This is a genomic window from Hylemonella gracilis str. Niagara R, from assembly GCF_000600295.1.
GTDB lineage: Bacteria > Pseudomonadota > Gammaproteobacteria > Burkholderiales > Burkholderiaceae_C > Hylemonella > Hylemonella gracilis_A.
Window position 1 is genome coordinate 139,459 of record NZ_JEMG01000001.1, and the last position, 18,756, is coordinate 158,214.

General features: G+C 64.9%; 20 protein-coding genes. 6 read left to right on the plus strand and 14 right to left on the minus strand.

Annotated features, from left to right (window positions below; all coding sequences use genetic code 11):
- Positions 1-244 precede the first annotated feature (244 nt).
- From fusA to AZ34_RS00750, 8 genes are all read right to left on the minus strand, one after another.
- Entirely contained in the window at positions 245-2,347 is a 2,103-nt protein-coding gene (gene fusA / locus AZ34_RS00715; RefSeq protein ID WP_035603698.1) for an elongation factor G, read from the minus strand.
- Positions 2,348-2,415: 68 nt separating this feature from the next.
- On the minus strand, positions 2,416-2,886 hold the full coding sequence (gene rpsG, locus AZ34_RS00720; protein ID WP_006297700.1) for a 30S ribosomal protein S7: 471 nt from the start codon (positions 2,884-2,886) through the stop codon (positions 2,416-2,418).
- Between the two features lie 168 nt (positions 2,887-3,054).
- Entirely contained in the window at positions 3,055-3,432 is a 378-nt protein-coding gene (rpsL, locus tag AZ34_RS00725) for a 30S ribosomal protein S12 (protein ID WP_006297701.1), read from the minus strand.
- Between the two features lie 153 nt (positions 3,433-3,585).
- The gene (locus tag AZ34_RS00730) at positions 3,586-4,920 is read right to left on the minus strand and encodes a D-alanyl-D-alanine carboxypeptidase family protein (protein ID WP_231495427.1); all 1,335 of its coding nucleotides are present in this window, start codon (positions 4,918-4,920) and stop codon (positions 3,586-3,588) included.
- 47 nt (positions 4,921-4,967) lie between these two features.
- Positions 4,968-5,627, minus strand: coding sequence for an alpha/beta hydrolase (locus AZ34_RS00735; protein WP_035603702.1), 660 nt, complete (start codon positions 5,625-5,627; stop codon positions 4,968-4,970).
- 25 nt (positions 5,628-5,652) lie between these two features.
- Positions 5,653-5,994, minus strand: a complete 342-nt coding sequence (locus AZ34_RS00740; RefSeq protein ID WP_035603707.1) for a (2Fe-2S) ferredoxin domain-containing protein — start codon at positions 5,992-5,994, stop codon at positions 5,653-5,655.
- A 65-nt stretch (positions 5,995-6,059) separates the two neighbouring features.
- Positions 6,060-7,256, minus strand: a complete 1,197-nt coding sequence (locus AZ34_RS00745; RefSeq protein WP_035603710.1) for a VanZ family protein — start codon at positions 7,254-7,256, stop codon at positions 6,060-6,062.
- Between the two features lie 23 nt (positions 7,257-7,279).
- Positions 7,280-7,708, minus strand: coding sequence for a CopD family protein (locus tag AZ34_RS00750; RefSeq protein ID WP_035603713.1), 429 nt, complete (start codon positions 7,706-7,708; stop codon positions 7,280-7,282).
- Positions 7,709-8,122: 414 nt separating this feature from the next.
- Between AZ34_RS00750 and hemB the strand changes: the two genes are divergently transcribed.
- Together hemB and AZ34_RS00760 are read left to right on the plus strand one after the other, a co-directional pair.
- Complete coding sequence (gene hemB / locus AZ34_RS00755) at positions 8,123-9,124, plus strand: porphobilinogen synthase (protein WP_035603716.1); 1,002 nt, start codon at positions 8,123-8,125, stop codon at positions 9,122-9,124.
- Between the two features lie 16 nt (positions 9,125-9,140).
- The gene (locus AZ34_RS00760) at positions 9,141-10,256 is read left to right on the plus strand and encodes a magnesium transporter CorA family protein (protein WP_035603718.1); all 1,116 of its coding nucleotides are present in this window, start codon (positions 9,141-9,143) and stop codon (positions 10,254-10,256) included.
- Between the two features lie 18 nt (positions 10,257-10,274).
- Here the strand turns inward: AZ34_RS00760 and AZ34_RS00765 are convergent, their stop codons facing one another.
- The 3 genes from AZ34_RS00765 to AZ34_RS00775 are packed head-to-tail and all read right to left on the minus strand — an operon-like array spanning position 10,275 to position 12,596.
- Positions 10,275-10,931, minus strand: coding sequence for an LON peptidase substrate-binding domain-containing protein (locus tag AZ34_RS00765; RefSeq protein WP_035603721.1), 657 nt, complete (start codon positions 10,929-10,931; stop codon positions 10,275-10,277).
- A gap of 24 nt (positions 10,932-10,955) precedes the next feature.
- A complete protein-coding gene (locus AZ34_RS00770) occupies positions 10,956-11,882 on the minus strand; it encodes an amidohydrolase family protein (protein WP_035603724.1) in 927 nt (308 codons plus the stop codon).
- A 24-nt stretch (positions 11,883-11,906) separates the two neighbouring features.
- Positions 11,907-12,596, minus strand: coding sequence for a dienelactone hydrolase family protein (locus AZ34_RS00775; RefSeq protein WP_035603728.1), 690 nt, complete (start codon positions 12,594-12,596; stop codon positions 11,907-11,909).
- Positions 12,597-12,679: 83 nt separating this feature from the next.
- On the opposite strand from AZ34_RS00775, the gene AZ34_RS00780 reads away from it, so the two are divergent.
- Both AZ34_RS00780 and AZ34_RS00785 read left to right on the plus strand, forming a co-directional pair.
- Positions 12,680-13,441, plus strand: coding sequence for an SDR family oxidoreductase (locus AZ34_RS00780; RefSeq protein ID WP_035603732.1), 762 nt, complete (start codon positions 12,680-12,682; stop codon positions 13,439-13,441).
- Positions 13,442-13,457: 16 nt separating this feature from the next.
- Positions 13,458-14,084, plus strand: a complete 627-nt coding sequence (locus tag AZ34_RS00785; protein WP_035603735.1) for a MarC family protein — start codon at positions 13,458-13,460, stop codon at positions 14,082-14,084.
- Positions 14,085-14,112: 28 nt separating this feature from the next.
- Here the strand turns inward: AZ34_RS00785 and AZ34_RS00790 are convergent, their stop codons facing one another.
- The 3 genes from AZ34_RS00790 to AZ34_RS00800 are packed head-to-tail and all read right to left on the minus strand — an operon-like array spanning position 14,113 to position 17,135.
- Entirely contained in the window at positions 14,113-15,438 is a 1,326-nt protein-coding gene (locus AZ34_RS00790; protein WP_035603739.1) for a TRAP transporter large permease, read from the minus strand.
- A complete protein-coding gene (locus AZ34_RS00795) occupies positions 15,431-16,006 on the minus strand; it encodes a TRAP transporter small permease subunit (protein WP_051509423.1) in 576 nt (191 codons plus the stop codon). Before AZ34_RS00795 ends, AZ34_RS00790 begins: the two co-directional genes overlap by 8 nt.
- Before the next feature lie 34 nt (positions 16,007-16,040).
- Positions 16,041-17,135, minus strand: coding sequence for a TRAP transporter substrate-binding protein (locus tag AZ34_RS00800; protein ID WP_155831684.1), 1,095 nt, complete (start codon positions 17,133-17,135; stop codon positions 16,041-16,043).
- Between the two features lie 166 nt (positions 17,136-17,301).
- Here AZ34_RS00800 and AZ34_RS00805 point away from each other — a divergent pair, with 166 nt between their 5' ends.
- Positions 17,302-18,219 (plus strand): RNA polymerase sigma-70 factor, encoded by a 918-nt coding sequence (locus AZ34_RS00805; RefSeq protein WP_035603742.1) that lies wholly within the window; start codon positions 17,302-17,304, stop codon positions 18,217-18,219.
- A 48-nt stretch (positions 18,220-18,267) separates the two neighbouring features.
- Positions 18,268-18,747, plus strand: coding sequence for a carboxymuconolactone decarboxylase family protein (locus AZ34_RS00810; RefSeq protein WP_035603744.1), 480 nt, complete (start codon positions 18,268-18,270; stop codon positions 18,745-18,747).
- Positions 18,748-18,756: the final 9 nt, after the last annotated feature.

Below are 18,756 nucleotides of genomic sequence, written 5' to 3' on the forward strand. Positions count from 1 at the left end.
TCCTTTGCCATTTCTATTCTCCAAAGAGCAATGCCCGTGTGTTGCTTTAACGTCTGCACGGTGTTGCGGAATCCTTCGCCACGGGCAACGAAGGGCACACAGTCGCAGACAAAAACCTTTGCACGCCAACGCCTGAAGCGGGGCAGCCGTGGAACCGGCTTTGCCGGGCCACTGGCTGCGTCCCCCTTGCCACCGCAGGTTGGCGTTCAAGGGGGAAGGCGCGCAGCGCCTCAGGGGGTTCTTCTTATTTCGCGCGCGACGCGATGATGGCTTCGGCCACGTTCTTCGGAGCTTCGCTGTAATGCTTGAACTCCATGGTGTACGTGGCACGACCTTGCGACATCGAACGCAGCGTGGTCGAGTAACCGAACATCTCGGACAGCGGCACCTCGGCCTTGATGGCCTTGCCACCACCAGGCATGTCATCCATGCCCTGGACCATGCCACGGCGGGATGACAGGTCGCCCATCACGTTGCCGGCGTAGTCCTCGGGCGTCTCGACTTCCACGGCCATCATGGGCTCGAGGATGACGGGGTTGGCCTTCTTGCAGCCTTCCTTGAAACCGAAGATGGCGGCCATCTTGAACGCGTTTTCGTTCGAGTCCACGTCGTGGTAGGAGCCAAAGGTCAGGGTGACCTTGACGTCCACCACCGGGAAGCCCGCCAGCACGCCCGTGTTGATCGCCTCCAAGGTGCCCTTCTCGACCGCGGGAATGAATTCACGCGGCACCACGCCACCCTTGATGGCATCGACGAATTCGAAGCCCTTGCCGGCTTCGTTCGGCTCGACGGTGAACACCACGTGACCGTACTGACCCTTACCACCGGACTGACGCACGAACTTGCCTTCGACGTCGGTGACCTTCTTGCGGATGGTTTCGCGGTAGGCCACTTGCGGTTTACCCACGTTGGCTTCCACGCCGAACTCGCGCTTCATGCGGTCCACGATGATTTCGAGGTGCAATTCACCCATGCCCGAAATGATGGTCTGACCGGATTCTTCGTCCGTGCGCACGCGGAAGGACGGATCTTCAGCAGCCAGACGACCCAGGGCGAGACCCATCTTCTCCTGGTCGGCCTTGGTCTTGGGCTCAACGGCCTGCGAAATCACGGGCTCGGGGAACACCATGCGCTCCAGCGTCACGACGGCGTCCGGATCGCACAGGGTTTCACCCGTGGTCACTTCCTTCAGACCCACGCAGGCGGCGATGTCGCCAGCACGAATTTCCTCGATTTCCTGGCGGTTGTTGGCGTGCATCTGCACGATACGGCCGATACGCTCCTTCTTGCCCTTGACGGGGTTGAAGACGGTGTCGCCCTTGGTCAGCACGCCGGAATAGACGCGCACGAAGGTCAACTGGCCCACGAAGGGGTCGGTCATCAGCTTGAACGCCAGGGCGGAGAACTTCTCGCCGTCGTCGGCCTGACGGGTGGTTTCCTTCTCGTCTTCGTCCGTGCCAGCCACCGGGGGAATGTCCACAGGCGAGGGCAGGAAGTCGATCACGGCGTCCAGCATGCGCTGCACGCCCTTGTTCTTGAAGGCGGTGCCGCACAGCATCGGCTGGATTTCGGTCGAAATGGTGCGCGTGCGCAGACCGAACTTGATGTCTTCCTCGGAGAGGTCACCCTCTTCCAGGTACTTGTTCATCAACTCTTCGCTGGCTTCGGCCGCGGCCTCCACCATGCCCTCACGCCACTTCTTGGCGTCTTCCACCAGGTTGGCGGGGATGTCTTTGTAGTCGAACTTCATGCCCTGGGACGCTTCGTCCCAGATGATGGCCTTCATCTTGATGAGGTCCACCACGCCGGTGAAGTTATCCTCGGCGCCGATCGGGATCACGATCGGCACGGGGTTGGCCTTGAGGCGCACCTTCATCTGGTCCACGACCTTGAAGAAGTTGGCGCCGGTGCGGTCCATCTTGTTCACAAAGGCCAGACGCGGGACTTTGTACTTGTTGGCTTGACGCCAGACCGTCTCAGATTGGGGCTGCACGCCACCCACGGCGCAATACACCATGCAAGCACCATCCAGCACGCGCATGGAGCGCTCCACCTCGATGGTGAAGTCCACGTGACCGGGGGTGTCAATGATGTTGAAGCGGTGCTCTGGATAGGACATGTCCATGCCCTTCCAGAAACAGGTCGTGGCGGCGGACGTGATCGTGATGCCGCGCTCCTGCTCCTGCTCCATCCAGTCCATGGTGGCGGCGCCGTCGTGCACTTCGCCGATCTTGTGATTCACACCGGTGTAAAAAAGAATACGCTCGGTCGTCGTGGTCTTGCCGGCGTCGATGTGAGCCGAGATACCGATGTTGCGATAGCGTTCGATGGGCGTTTTGCGTGCCATGATGATCTTTCGTTGAACGAGTCAGGCCCGCTCGTGGCGGGCCCGATCCGTCAGATTGGGAACGATGCTTAGAAACGGAAGTGGCTGAAGGCCTTGTTGGCCTCGGCCATGCGGTGCACTTCATCGCGGCGCTTCATGGCGCCGCCACGGCCTTCCGTGGCCTCGATCAGTTCGTTGGCCAGGCGCAGGGCCATGGACTTCTCGCCGCGCTTGCGGGCGGCTTCCTTGATCCAGCGCATGGACAAGGCCAGGCGACGCACCGGGCGGACTTCCACGGGCACCTGGTAGTTCGCGCCACCCACACGGCGGGACTTCACTTCCACCATGGGCTTCACATTGTTGATGGCGATCGTGAACAGTTCCAGCGGGTCCTTGCCCGTCTTCTGTTCGATGGTGTCGAGGGCACCATAAATGATGCGCTCGGCGACCGCCTTTTTGCCGCCTTCCATGATCACGTTCATGAATTTGGACAGCTCGACATTGCCGAACTTCGGATCCGGCAGGATTTCACGTTTAGGGACTTCGCGACGACGCGGCATATTTCACCTCATGTTTGCTTCAGTTGGCACCCTTTCAGGCACCGCGAGAGCCATCTGACTCCCACTTACTCGACCCACCCGAATTCAGTTCGAACACAAGCTTGGGGTCACTACGCTTGGTTCGCCCGCGTGGAACGACTCAAGCACCGGAAAAATTCAGAAAACCGATCAGGCCTTCTTCGGGCGCTTCGCGCCGTACTTGGAACGGGCCTGCTTACGATCCTTCACACCCTGCAGATCCAGGGAGCCACGAACGATGTGGTAGCGCACGCCCGGCAGATCCTTGACACGACCGCCGCGCACGAGCACGACAGAGTGCTCCTGCAGGTTGTGGCCTTCACCGCCGATGTAGGAAATGACCTCGAAGCCATTGGTCAGGCGCACCTTGGCGACCTTACGCAGGGCGGAGTTCGGCTTCTTGGGCGTCGTGGTGTACACGCGGGTGCACACGCCGCGACGCTGCGGAGAGTTTTGCATCGCGGGGCTCTTGGACTTGGTCGTTTCGACCTCACGCCCCTGACGCACGAGCTGGTTGATGGTTGGCATTGAAAAAACGTCCCTAAACGTTGGAGGCACCCGAAAGTGCAACCTGAAAAACGAAAACGTGAATCCCTTCGGAAATTCCGAAAAGCCCGCGAGTGTAGCAGGGAAGCCCACGCGCGGGCAAGCCCACCGCGCCAATGACGGCTTCCGCCGGGGCTACTGAAACCAAAGCCGCAAGGCGTCCCAGGCCTGACCGATCAGACCCGCCTCGTCCACTTCATCCAAGGCCAGCAATGGGATTTCAAAGAGCGTGCGCTCACCCTCTCGAATGCGTAACAATGCCGCAGCCTGGCCTTGCCGCAAAGGCGCAATCAAGGGTTCGGCCCGCAACACATCCATGCGCAGCTGCATGCCCACGCCCGCAGGCACCGTCACCACGATGGCTTGCGGCCGACCCAGACGGACTTCGGCAGCGCGCCCCTTCCAGATGGCGGCCGTCAACACCGCTTGGTTGGCCTCGAAGAGCTTGACCGCCTCGAAGGCGGTGTAGCCCCAGTTCAGCAGGCGCTGGGCCTCGGCCGCGCGAGCCTGCTCACTGCCCGCGCCCAGCACCACCGCCAGCAGCCTGCGCGGTCCCGGCGCGCCCGCCGTGCCCAAGTGCGGAAAGTCCCGCTGGGCCGTGGCCACGATGGAGTAGCCCACGGCCTCGACATGCCCGGTTTTCATGCCATCGACCGAAGGATCCCGAAAGAGCAGCAGGTTGCGGTTACTGTCGTTCGCGGGCGGCGTGCCAGCGTAACGGTACTTGCGAATGCCGTGGAAATGGGCGTGTTCGGGAAACTCCTGCAGCAACCGCTGCGCCAGCACGCCGAGGTCGCGCGCCGTGCTCTGCTGCCCCGGCACCGGCAGACCCGTGGGGTTAGCGAAATGAGTGGTCCGCAAACCCAGGGCCCGCGCCTTGTCGTTCATTCGCGCAACAAATGCTTCCATGCTGCCCGCCACGCCCTCCGCCAGCGCCAGGGCGCCGTCATTGCCCGACTGCACCAACAGGCCCTTGATCAGGTCTTCCACCGGCACGCGCATGCCGGCTTCGAGGAACATGCGGGAACCGGGTTGGCGCCGGGCCCGTTCACTGATGGGCAGCGCCTGGTCGAGGCTCAGTCGGCCATCACGCAAGGCTTCGAACACCAAGTAGACGGTCATCAGCTTGGTGAGCGAGGCTGGCGGCAAGGCTTGGTCCGCATTGCTCGCAGCCAGGGTCTGACCACTGCTCATGTCGAGCAACAGCCAGGCCCGCGCCGCCAGCTCCGGCGACGGGGGGGCCAAGGTCTGCCATGCGGGCTGTACGCCAGTGGCTCGCTCCCCCGCGAGCGCGGACGCCAACTCCGCCGACACCGAAGCCGCGCTGGAGCCCAGGTCTGCTCCGGAAGCAGAAACCGGTTCGGACAGCGCCGAGGCATCCACCGCCGCCGTCTGCAACGCCGTGGTCGCGGACGGCTGCGCGATGGCCTCCGGCGGCCGCATCCAGGCACTGCCCAGCAGCAGCGCCAAGAAAACCATCTTTGCCGCCCGGCCAGCGCGCCAAACTCGCGCGCCCCTCATGCCGAGCCACCTGGATGCAAGGCACTCAGATGCCGAACGACCAAGCCCTTCAGCAGAGGCAACTGCCCATGGAAAAAATGGCCGCCACCTGGCACCACGGTGACGGGCAGGACCTGCGGACGCGCCCAGTCCATCACAGCCGCCAGAGGCACGGTATCGTCGTGCTCGCCGTGCAGCACCAGGGCACGCTCGTGCAATTCGGGTGGCACGGCCGCGACCTGGAAACGGCTGGCCGCCGTACCCACGAACACCAGTTTCTCCAGCGGGCGATGGGGCGTGAGGCGCGCCATGGCATGGCTCATCACGAAAGCGCCAAAGGAAAACCCAGCCAATGCCAGCGGACGCGGGTCGGAAACCGGCGCGAACTGATCGACCACGGCCAGGAAGTCTTCGACCTCCCCCTTGCCCTCGTCATGCGCGCCCTCGCTGGCCCCTACACCCCGGAAATTGAAACGCAGGGTCTGCCAGCCACATTGCAGAAACGCGCGCGCCAGGGTCTGCACGACTTTGTTGTCCATGGTGCCACCAAACAAGGGGTGGGGGTGCGCGATGACCGCCACGCCTCGCGGCGACAACTCCGGCGCGGGGCTATCGCGCAGCAGCTCGATGCGACCGGCCGCACCCTGCATGTGCAGGCGTTCGGTTTGGGCGTTCATGGCTTGGCCTCCCTCACCCCTGCGCTCATCGACCCACCTCGGGGGCCAAGCGCAGACGCTCGACCACCTTGCCCTGCTTCAGATGCGATTCGACGATTTCATCGATGTCCTTGAGGTCGACATAGGTGTACCAGGTCTCCTCGGGATACACGACGGCCACAGGCCCCCCCGCACAGCGGTCCAGGCAACCGGCCTTGTTGACACGCACCTTCCCCTTGCCGGAGAGGCCGGCTTCATGCACCTGCTTCTTGCAGTGCGCGAACGCCGCTTCGGCCTGATGGTCACCGCAACTGGCTTCGCCATTGGCGCGCTGGTTGAGGCAAAAAAAGATGTGGTGTCGGAAATATGACGGGGACTGGCTGCTCATGACTGGAATTCTAAGAGCCGCCTGTAAACCCCGGCCCTGCTCCCACGCGTCGCGAGCGATCAAAGTCAGCCCAAGCCATGCCCAGCCTCGACCTGCCGCGTATCCTGCCATTCACGCCGCTGCCGCCAGACCCGCGCCAGTACATAGGCCAGCACCGCATAAGGCCAGAGGCGGGCCAACCAAAGCGTCACCCCGTGAAAACGGATGAAACGCCCCTGTTCCCACACCTGCAGGTTGTGCGCGTAATACGGTCCGGTCGGCGCCTGGTTGATCAGGCTGAGGAACACCCCCAGCAGCACGAGCAGCAAGGCCGCCGCCACGCGAACCGGCAGGCGCAGAAGCAACAACGCGAACAGCCCAGCCATCACCAGCCCCGACTGCACGGGCGTGTTCAGCCAAGCCCAGGCATGCGCCGGGCTGTAGCTCAAGGCGGCGGACAACAGGTTGGCGCCCAGGGCTGCGGCCAGCAACGCCAGCAAGAACAAGGCTCTGCGCCTGATGCCCCGAATGGCGCAATAGCCCAGCAGGCAAGGAATCAGCACACCCAGCACCACGCAGGCCCACACCATCAGCGGCGCCAGCGGTGCCACGCCCGAGCCGTTGCCCGGCACATCAACACCGACATTTGGCAAGGGCGGCAACCAGCTCAGCCAGGGCGTGCCTTGCAGCAGACTGCGCAAGCCGGATTCGGTCTGCTCATAGACCTGCCCCAAGCCCAGCGGAACGGCACTGGGTGCCAGCAGGGCACAGGGCCACAAGGCCAACAACACGAGGGCGCCACGCGCCTCCGGCACGAACCAGCGGGCACGGAATCGATTCCAGCGGTCCAGCGCGCCCAGACGCTCCAGCAGGGCGGCGGCCAAGGCACCACCCCAGGCGCCAACCGTGTTCAAGCCCCAATCCACGTTGGAGGCGACGCGCATGGGCAGGTATTCCTGGGCCGCTTCCATCAGCAAGGACAGCAGACCGGCAATCAGGGTGGCGCCGCCGACCGCCCAACCGGCCCAGCCCACCACTCCATGGCCTTGGCGCGTGCGCAGCGCGCCTAGCGCAAGCAAAAAGCCCAGCGGGGCGTACCCCAGCACGTTGGCCCACAGATCGAACGCCGTCCAGTACTTGGGCCAAGGCGCCAGCACGAACCCCAGGGGCAGCGGCCCCTGGTTGCGCCAGCCTTCGAAAGGATAGAGGCTGGCGTACACCACGAGCACGACGTACATCCCGGCGAGGGGCCAGGCCGAGGTCTTGTGCGGCGCGCGGATCATGTGGGCGTGACGGACAACTGGCCTCAGAAAGGCTTGACCACGACCAGCACCACGGCGGCCAGCAGCAGCAATACGGGCAGTTCGTTGAACCAGCGGAACCACACATGGCTGCGCCGGTTCTCACCGCGACGGAACTTGCGCAGCAAAACCCCGCAAGCGTGGTGATAACCGAGCACCAGCAACACGACCGTCAGCTTGGCATGCATCCAGCCATTGCCGGCCCCCCGGCCTATGCCGTAACCCAACCAGAGCCAGAGGCCAAAAACCAGGGCGGGCACGGCCAGCAGCGTGGTGAAGCGCAGCAGTTTGCCTGCCATCAGCAGCAGACGGTCTCGCTCGGCCACGGAATCAGCGGACACCTGGGCCAGATTCACGAAGATGCGCGGCAGGTAGAAGAGGCCGGCGAACCAGGCGGCGATGAAGACGATGTGGAGGGCTTTGATCCAGAGCATGTTTTTTCAGTTCATGGGAGCGGCGGCCAACTCGCGGCTTGTGGCGCGTCGCTGACTTTGCCATCGGCAACGATGCGGCTGCAAAAAAAAACCCCGGCGCTAGCCGGGGTTGCAAGCCTTTTTTGCTGTCACACATCAAGGCCCCGCTCAGGGAGGAAAAGCGGGGAGGACGCAAGGCCCTCGACCGCTAATCTAGCAAAAACGAATACCCAATGCAACAACTGGGTACAAGTTTGTTGCAATTCCATGTCGCCCGCGCGCCCGCACTGCCTGGGCCCATCCATGCCTGTTCGCGGCGACCACTCACCATGCTGGCACGCTAAGCGTTCGCACCTGCGTACCAAGCTGCTTTCACTGCCAGCGCGTCACGGTGAAAGAATGAGGCACAATTTTTCCTTCTCCCGAACTCGCCCCATGACACCCTACGCCCCCTATCCCTCGGGCCGTCCCCGCCGCCTGCGGCGCGACAGCTACACCCGCAACTTGGTGCGCGAGCACGCACTCAGCCCCCATGACCTCATCTATCCGGTGTTCGTGCTCGACGGCCAGAACCGGCGCGAGGCCGTTGCCTCCATGCCGGGCGTGGAACGTCTGAGCCTGGACCTGCTGCTCCCCGTGGCCGAGGACTGCGTGAGGCTCGGCATTCCGGTGATGGCGCTGTTCCCCGTCATTGACGCCACACTCAAGGCGCCCGATGGTCGAGAGGCCTACAACCCGAACGGCCTGGTGCCGCGCGTGGTACGCGGACTCAAGCAGCGCTTCCCCGAACTCGGCGTCATGACGGATGTCGCGCTCGACCCTTACACCAGCCACGGCCAGGACGGCTTGCTGGACGACACCGGCTACATCCTGAACGACGAAACCATCGAGGTCCTGGTCAAACAAGCCCAGACCCAGGCCACAGCCGGCGTGGACATCGTGGCGCCGAGCGACATGATGGACGGCCGCATCGGCGCCATCCGCACGGCTCTTGAAGCCAGCGGCGCGATCCACACGCGCATCATGGCCTACAGCGCCAAGTACGCCAGCGCCTTTTACGGCCCCTTTCGCGACGCGGTGGGTTCGGCGGGCAACCTCGGCAAGGCCGACAAAAAGGTCTACCAGATGGACCCGGGCAACAGCGACGAGGCCTTGAAGGAAGTTGCCATGGACATCGCCGAGGGCGCGGACATGGTGATGGTCAAGCCCGGCATGCCTTATCTGGACGTGGTGCGCCGCGTGAAGGACGAATTCCGCGTGCCGACCTTCGCCTACCAGGTCAGCGGCGAATACGCCATGCTCAAGGCCGCCGCGCAGAACGGCTGGTTGGCGCACGACGCGGTGATGATGGAGAGCCTGCTGGCCTTCAAGCGCGCGGGCGCGGACGGCGTGCTGACCTACTTCGCCCGCGACGCCGCGCGCCTGTTGCGCGCCTGAAGCAGGACAAACCACCATGCGCGTCTTCCACATCGGCCCGGGCGGCGTCGCCGAAAGCGACCAGTTGCCCACGGCGCTGCCGGACGGCGCGCAAGGCGGCTTTCTGTGGGTCGCCTGCGCGCGACGAGAGTTCGAGGTCATGCAGGCTCAGGTACAGGGCATGCTGCAGTCTCTGTGCGGCGGGCCACTGGTGGACCTGCACCTGACGGACCTGCTGAACAAGCAGCTGCCCTCGCACTACGACTACACCTCCTTGTACGACCTGTTGGTGTTTCGCCGCCTGGCCGCTGGCCTTCGCGAGACCGACATGGAGCACCCCGGCGAACCCTTGCACGCACCCGTGCGGCATAGCGGCCCGCCGGTGCTGCGCCGCATCGACACCAGCCCCGTGGGCTTCGCCGTGTTCGACCGCCTGCTGCTGACCGTGCACCCGGCGGACTGCGCCGTGCGCGACAGCTACGCCGCGCGATTGCACATGGCCGCCGCCGACACACGCGGCGGCAGTGCCCGCTTGCCGACCAATCCACCGGACCTGATGCTGCGCATCGTCAACCAGATGGTGGACGGTTACCTGGACCTGCGGCGTGAACTGACGCGCCAGCTCGACCACTGGCAGGCGGAACTGCTCAGCCCCCGCGCCCGCTTCAACAATTGGAACGCGCTGCTTGATGCGCGCTTGTCGCTGCACCACCTGGACGAAATCTGCGAGGACCAGCGTGGAGCCATTCAGGACTGGATTGCCGCCATCACCACCTGGGCCATGCCGGCGGACGCCGTCGGCCGGCAAGAGCGCGAACTGCTACTTGTGCTCAGCCGCGACGTGCTAGAACACATTGAGCGCGTGGTGCACCATGTGCGTCGGCTGGAGCAGAGCGCGGAGACGGCGGTACAGATGCATTTCAGCGTGCAGAGCAACCGCACCAACGACATCATGCGCACTCTGACGGCGTTGACGGCGATCTTCCTGCCGCTGAACCTGATCACCGGCTTCTTTGGCATGAACTTCGATTTCCTGCCGCTGATCCACAACAGCGGCGGCATCTGGTGGGCCGCCGCCATCATGGGCGCCGCCGCTGTCGGGCTGGCCCTGCTGTTCTGGCGCAACCGCTACCTGGACAGCAAGCGCCGCTGAGCGGAACCGCGAGCCCCATCACTGCGGACCTGAGCCCGCCTTGAGTCGCTTGAGCAAGTCCCCCACCAGTTCCAGGCGCAGCAGCGGACTTTCAACCGCCAGGAACTTCTGCTTGAGTTGCGGGCTCACGGGCAACACATCGCACCAGCGGTAAGCCAGCCAACCGCAATCGTCCCATTGCAGCGGCGGCTGAATCGGCAGCCAGGCCTCCTCACGGCCAGCCACGTCGGCCTGCAGACTTCGGTAGAGGCGCTGCAAGTCGTCGCGCAGCGCACGCAGGTCTTCCGGCACGGGCACCGCAGCTGCTTCCTCCAGCAGCAGGCCCTCGCCGACCCAGAGCCCGTGCTTCAGCTGTTCGCTGCCCTGCAACTGAAAGCGAGCGCCGCCCCGGCACTGGATCAGGATCAGGCCGGGCTGTGGACGCTCGAAGACCTCGATGTGCGCCAGCGTGCCAATGTCGTGCAGCACTTCCACGGGTGGCTCGGTCTCGCCAAGCGCGGGCGCGCGCCGCACCTCGCTGCCCTGGCGCAGGCAGACCACGCCAAAAGGCACCTTTTCCTTTTGGCAGCGCTGGATCAGGTCCAGGTAACGCACCTCGAACACGCGCAGCGACAGCACGCCGCCCGGATAGAGCACGGATTGCAAGGGGAACAGCGGGATCTGGGCGGAAGCCATGGGCGTGCGGCTTGGCGGACTCGATCAGGGTTCGCTCAGTTGGAACAAGGCCGCGCCATTGCCCCAGGCAATGCGACGGGCGACATCGGGCGGCAGGTCGGCCAGCCAACCGCGGTAGTCCCGCATCAGTTCACCGTAACTGTCCCAGCGGGCGTTGATCCAGGTGTCGGAACCGATCAGAAATCGGTCGGGAAACTTCAGCAGCAAGTCCCGCCATGGGGCGCACAACTGTGCGCCCCCACGCTCACCCCGCGTGGCGGAACAGACCAGGCCGGGCCGGTAGGACAACTCGCCCATCAACCCTGGGTACTTCTCCATCAACGCCCGCACCCGCGTTGCCGGCGGCCCCCCGATGCCGGTGTGCGCCCAGATCAGGCGGGCCCGGGGCGCATGGGCCATCAGCAGGTCCACCGCTGTGTCGTCCACATGCGCCAGCACGGCCAGGCCATGTTGCTGCGCGTAGCGCATGAGTTTCCTGGCGACCGGGCCATTGGCGTTGGCGCTGTCGTACAGATGGAATTCGCCGATGCCCCGGTAAGGCCCGGCCGCCGTGCCCCGCGCATGCTCTTCCCGCACCATGTCATAGATGCTTTCGTCATGGTGCCAGGTGCCGTAGTCCATGCGGTTGCGGTAAAGGCGGATGAAAGGCACGACGGTGACGCGCTCGCGCGCCGCGTCCTGCGCATGGGCCCGCGCCAGCATCTGGGTGCCTTCGTTGGGGCGGCTGTTGGCGATCACTGCACGCACCCCACTGGCCCGCATGCGGGCCAGCACGTCACTCAGCGGATGGGGGCCCTCGTAAGCCTCGACGTTGTAATGCAGGTGCGCGTCGAACAAGGGGCCAGCATAGCCCGCCACCGAGTCCGCTTCGTTGGCGCGTGCTGCTGGGACAAGCCCCAACATGGCCGACAGCGCCAGCAGCGACAGGCTCCTGATCAGCGTTTGCTTCATGGCCTGTCTCCTCCAGGTGTTCGTTCAGGCGAGGTGCTCGGCCAGGAAAGCCAACGTGCGCTCGCGGGCCAGCCGAGCCGCCTCGGCATCGTAGGCCGCGCGGTGGTCGCAGTTGAACCCGTGGTGGGCGGGGTAGAGGTGGACCTGCACGTCAGGGTGCGCCTTCCTGAGCGCCTCCACGCCGTCCAGGGGCACGTAGTTGTCCCTGTCGCTGAGATGCGCCATCACGGGCGCCTGCAGCTTCTGCGCCAACTCCTGTGGCTGCGTCATGCCACCGCCGTAATAGGGCACGGCGGCGCTCAGGCCTGTGATCCGGCCCGCAGCGCGCCAGGTGAGCAGACCGCCCCAGCAGTAACCAACCATCCCCACCTTGCCGCCGCTCTCGCGGGCTGCATGGTCCACCGCTGCCTGCAGATCCTGCAGCACGCCGGGTGGAGGCAGAGCTTCCACGGCAGCTTTCAGGCCCATGCCCTGCTTCATGTCCGCTTCCGTGTAGCCCAGTTCGACGCCAGGCTGCACGCGGTGGAAGGTGGCTGGCGCGATGGCGAGGTAACCGGCCGCCGCATACCCCTCGGCCACCTCGCGGATGTGCGGGTTGACGCCGAAGATTTCCTGCACGACCACGAGCCCGCCCTTGGCCCTGCCCGTGGGACGCGCCAGGTAGGCGGGAATGGATCGGCCATCGGCGGCCTGCAGGTCGATGAACTGTCCCATGGGTCGACTCCTTGACTGTCTGGTTGTCGGGCTGCGTCACGACAATGGTATCTTGTCGCCCTCGCATGCGCAGGGGACAAAACATGAAACAAGTTCTGTTGGTGACCGGCGGCGGCCGCGGCATCGGCGCCGCCACGGCCCTGCTGGCTGGACAGCGCGGTTATGCCGTGGCCGTGAACTACGCGGCCGACGCGGCATCGGCCAGTTCCGTGGTGGAACGCATCCGCGCCGGTGGCGGCCAGGCCCTGGCCGTGCAGGCCGACGTGTCGGAAGAAGCCCAGGTGCTGGCCATGTACGCCCGCATCGACCAGGAACTGGGGCCGCTGACGGCCTTGGTCAACAACGCAGGTGTCGTGGACAGCACCCAGCGCGTGGACGAACAAAGCCTCGCCCGTTGGCAGCGCATGTTCGCCATCAATGTGTTTGGCACCCTGCTGTGCTCGCGCGAAGCAGTCAAGCGCATGAGCACGAAGCATGGCGACACATATGGTGGAGGCAAGGGCGGCGTCATCGTCAACCTCAGCAGCGTGGCCGCGCGCCTCGGCGGGGCCGGTCAGTATGTGGATTACGCGGCGGCCAAGGGCGCGGTGGATGTATTCACCCTGGGCCTGGCGCGCGAGGTGGCCACCGAGGGCATCCGCGTGAACGCGGTACGCCCCGGCGTGATCGACACCGACATCCACGCCAGCGGTGGTCAGCCCGACCGCGCCCAGCGCATGGCGTCCGCGATCCCCATGCAGCGGCCCGGCACGGCCTCGGAGATCGCCCAGGCCATCGTCTGGCTGCTCTCGCACGAAGCCAGCTACGCCACCGGCGCCGTGCTCGACGTGTCAGGAGGGCGCTGAGACCCGCGCCGGCCCCATGGACCTCAAAGCCCTCATCACCTTGCTGGCCGTGGTCAACCCGCTGGCCGCGCTGCCCTTCTTCATTCACTACACCGAGGGTTATTCGCTTGCGCAGCGCCGTCGCACCATCATGATTGCGGCCCGCACCGTATTCATCGTCATCGCGGTCAGCGCCCTGCTGGGCCTGCACCTGCTGGCCTTCTTCGGCATTTCGCTGGCCAGCTTCCAGGTCGGTGGTGGCATGCTGCTGCTGACCTCGGCGTTGTCGATGCTGAACGCCCAGCCGGCCGAGGCCCGCTCCACCGCCGCCGAGATCCAGGACTCGGCCGCGCGCGCCAGCATCGCCGTGGTGCCCCTGACCATTCCGCTGCTGACCGGCCCGGCCACCATGTCCACCGTGGTGATTTACGCCGACAAAGCGCACGGCGTGTTGCAGACCGGCGCGCTGATCGCCTATGGCGCCATCGTGGCCCTGGTCGTGGTGCTGTGCTTCACCCTGGCCGAACGCATCGCGGGCTGGCTGGGCAAGACCGGCATCAATGTGATGACCCGTCTCATGGGCCTGGTGCTCGCGGCCATCGCCGTGGAGATCATGTCCGACGGCCTGGTGCAACTGTTCCCGGCGCTGGCTGGCCGCTCCTGAGCACAGCCAGCGCAGCACCGGGCCCGCGTCACCAGCCTATCACCTTGGGCAACCAGAGCGCGATCTGCGGGTAGAAGAACACCATGGCGAGCGTGATCGCCTGCATCACGATGAAGGGCACCACGCCCTTGTAGATGTCCTTGATGGTCACCTCGGGCGGCGCCACGCCCTTGAGGTAGAACAAAGCCCAGCCAAAAGGCGGTGTCAGGAAGGACGACTGCAGGTTGACCGTGATCAGCATGGCCAGCCAGACCGGGTCGACCCCTTGGGACAGCAGCACCGGCATGAACAGCGGCACCGCGATGTAGCTGATCTCGATCCATTCGATGAAGAAGCCCAGCACGAAGATCAGTGCCATCATGAACCAGATGTCGCTGTTCACGCCGCCGGGCAGCAGCTCGAACATGTCGGAGATCAGGTCCTCGCCGTGCAGGCCGCGGAACGCCAGGGCGAAGACCTGGGCCATCATGAGGATCAGCATCATCATGGCCGTGATCTTGCTGGTCTCCAAGGCCACGTCCTTGAGCATCTTCAGCGTCAGACGTCGGGCTCCGGCCGCGATCAGCATCGCGCCCACTGCCCCCATGGACGCCGCTTCCGTCGGCGCGGCGATGCCACCCACGATGGAACCCAGCACCGCCACCACCAGCAGGATGGGCGGCACCACGACCTTCCAGAAGCGTTTCCACAGCTCGCCCCGCGAGACGGCGTCGCGCTCGTCCTGGGGAATGGGCGGCATCAACGCCGGGTTCATCCAGCCCCGCACCAGCAGGTAGATGATGTAGACCGCCGCCAGCAGCATGCCCGGCCCCACGGCCGCCGCGAACAGGGTGCCGACCGAGAGCTGCATGATGTCCGACAGCAGGATCAGGATCAGGCTGGGCGGGATGATCTGCCCCAGCGTGCCGGAAGCGCAGATCGCACCCGCGGCAATGCTCTTGTCGTAACCGCGCTTGATCAACGTGGGCAGGGTGAGCAGGCCCAGCGTGATGACGGTGGCGCCCACGATGCCCGTGGTCGCGCCCATCAGCACGCCGAACAGGATGATGCCCACGCCCATGCCGCCGCGCACACCGCCGGCGATGTGGCCCATCACATCGAGCAGGTCGTCGGCCAGGCGCGACTTCTCCAGCATCACGCCCATGAAGACGAACAAGGGAATCGACATCCATTGGTAACCCGCCACCACGCCGTAGAAACGCGCGGGCAGCAGGGCGAACAGGCCGTCGCCAAAACCCAGGTAGCCAAAGACGAAACCTGTCACGGCCAGGGTCGTGGCCACCGGCACGCCGATCATCAGCAGGGCGAAGAAGCCGACCAGCATGAAGATGGCGTAGGTCTGCGGTTCAAACATGGCCGCCCTTCCCTGTCTCGCTTGCCAGGTCGTCCGCTGCCTCGTGTGCCGTCTTGCCACGATCGAGGAACAGGCGCAGCAGAGCGCCCACCGACTGCAGCACTACCAGCGCATACCCCAGGGGAATCAGCGACTTGACCGCCCACCGCCAAGGGATGCCGCCCGGATCGGGCGAAGTTTCGTTGATGCTCCAGGACTGCGCCACATAGTTGAGCGACAGCTTGATGAAGAGCAGGGACACCACCAGCATTAACAGCACGGACAGCACGTCCACCACGAACTTCAGGCGCGGCGTATAGCCGGCGTAAAACAGATCAACCCGCACGTTGTCGCCGCGCTGCAGGGCGTAGCTCATGCCGAGCAGGATGAGCGCGGCCAACAGATGCCACTCCAGCTCCTGCGCCCAGACCGAGCCGAAGCTGAACAGGTAGCGCAGTACGACATTGGTCGCGACCAGGCCGATCATGAGCAGCGCCACCCAGGGCACAATACGGCCGACACCATCGATCACGGACTCGATGGTGCCCACCAGACCCATCAGGCCCTTGCGGGCCTTGTTTGCGTTCATCGCAGTCTTCCTCTTGGTCACACGCAAGTTCGGCTCAACCCCGGACCTTGGTGTGGTACTGCTCCTCGCTCACCTCGACCCAGCGGTCGTACTTGGCCTTGAAGGCGAAATAGGAGTCGTGCACCTTCTTGACCAGCGGGTCCTTGGCCACGGCCTCGGCCAGCACCTTCTCGGTCTCGGCGCGCAAGGCCTTGATCACGGCGTCGGGCAGGGGCTTGGCGATGACCTTCTGGTTCTTGATCAGGTCGTCCATGGCCTCGGCATTCGCCTTCTGGCACCAGCCCTCGCTGATCACGTTGCAGGCCGCCGAGGCGTTCTGCACGATGGCCTGCAAGTCCTTGGGCAGTTTGTCCCAGGCCGCCTTGTTGATCAACAGCTCGGACACGGTGGCCGCCTCGTGCCAGCCCGTGGTGTAGTAGTACTTGGCGGCCTTCTGCAAGCCCAGGCGACGGTCCTGGAAAGGACCCACGAACTCGGCAGCGTCGATCACGCCGCGCTCGAGCGCGGGGAAGATCTCACCGCCGGGCAGCACCTTCACGTCCACGCCCAGGTTGGCGTAGACCTTGCCGGCCAGGCCGGGAATGCGCATCTTCAATCCCTTGAAGTCGGCGACCGAGTTGATCTCTTTCTTGAACCAACCCGTCATCTGCACCCCGGTGTTGCCGCAGGGCATGGCCACCATGCCGAAGGGTGCGTAGACCTCGTTCCACAGGTCGATGCCGCCGCCGTCGTAGAGCCAACCGTTCATGCCCTGGAAGTTCATGCCGAAGGGCACGGCCGTGAAGTACTGGGCCGCGAAGGTCTTGCCGGTCCAGAAATAACTGTTGGCGTGGTTCATCTCCACCGTGCCGGCGCGCACCGCGTCAAACCCCTCGAAGGCGGGGATGAGTTCCCCCGCGCCGAAGACCTGGATGTTCAGGCGCCCGCCGGACATCTCACGGATGCGCTTGGCCAGATCGGTGGCGCTGCCGGGGCCGTCCATGTAGAAGGGCGAACCCTTGCCATAGGCGCTGGTCATCTTCCAGTTGAAGGTCTGCTGCGCCTGGGCGACCATGGGGAAAGCCAGCGTGCCCGCGGCGGCGGCGCCGGTGACACTCTTGGAGACGAAGGAACGACGGTCCAGTTTCATGAATAAGCTCCTGGGGGATGGGTTGAAAGAGGGCTGAAGAAAGACAATTCAGGAAATGCTTACTTGCATGCAAGGTGCATGCCTGATTCAGCATGCCCAACGCCTCGTCCCAACACCCACGCCTGGAAAGCTGTCACAAATCGTGAGCCCTCGACGTCTAGACCCCATGGACGACAAAACCCGCTTTTTCAACCACCTGCGCCCCCGCTTGCAGGCCATCGCCTACCGCATGCTCGGCACCGTGGCCGACGCCGAGGAACTGGTGCAGGACGTCTGGCTGCGCTGGCACGAGGCCGACCCGGAAGAACTGGACAGCGCCGAAGCCTGGCTGGTCACCGTGACCACGCGCCTGGCCATCGATCGCCTGCGCGCCGCCAAAGTGCAACGCACGCACTACACCGGCTTCTGGCTGCCGGAACCCCAGCTCACCCCCGAAGACGGTCCGGCCAGCCCTGAGCAGGTGCTGGAGCGCGCCGACGACATTTCCATGGCCTTCCTCGCGCTGCTGGAACGCCTGGCACCCGAAGCCCGCGCGGCCTTTCTGCTGCGCGAGGTCTTTGACGCGGACTACGCCGAGGTGGCGCGCGCTTTGGGCAAGAGCGAGGTCGCCTGTCGCCAGATCGTCTCGCGCGCCAAGTCGCAATTGAAGGAAGGCCGCCTGCGCCAGGCCGTCTCGCCCGACACACACTACAAGCTGCTCAGCGGCTTCGCCGAGGCCGCTCGGCGCGGTGACTTCGCGACCCTGCAAGCCCTGCTGGCCGAGGACGCCGAGCTGATCAGCGACGGCGGCGGCAAGGTGCCCAGCTTCGGCAAGGTGCTGCGGGGCGCCGCGCGCATCGCCCAGCTCTACCTGGCCGTCTGGCTGCGCGCCGGCAAGGGGCAGTTGTCGATGCACTTGGAACTGGTGCGACTCAATGGCCAATGGGGATTGCTACGCTTCGTCGACGGGCAGCTCGAATCGGCGCAGGGCTTCGAGAGCGACGGTGCACGCATCACGCGCATCCACACACAACGCAACCCCGACAAGCTGCGCCGCATCGCCGAGGCCTGGACTGTCACAACAACGGGAGGCAACGCGTCTTGAGGGGTGGATGCATCAACTTCCTTCCACCTCAACACGGAGTCCCTCACCATGAGCCAACGCCTCGACTACGCCAAGCAGTCCCCCGAATTGTTCAAGAAGTACCTGGACTTCAGCCTGGCGCTGAAGAAATGCTCGCTCGAAGCCGGCCTGCAACACCTCGTGACCCTGCGCGCCTCGCAGCTCAACGGCTGCGCCTTCTGCGTGGACATGCACGTCAAGGAAGCGCGCATCCACGGCGAGCGCGAACTGCGCCTGCACCATGTGGCCATCTGGCATGAATCGCCCCTGTTCTCCGCCCGTGAACGCGCCGCCCTGGCCTGGACGGAAGTGCTCACGCGCCTGCCCGCCGGTGGCGTGAGCGAGGCCGACTACCAGGCCGCGCGCACCGAGTTCAGCGAGCAGGAGATGGCCGATCTGAGCTTCGCCATCGTCGGCATCAACGGCTGGAACCGCCTGGCCATCGGCTTCGCGGCCGTGCCAGGTTCGCAGGACAAGGCCTACGGCCTGGACAAATCCGGCCTGGCCTGACGAACACCG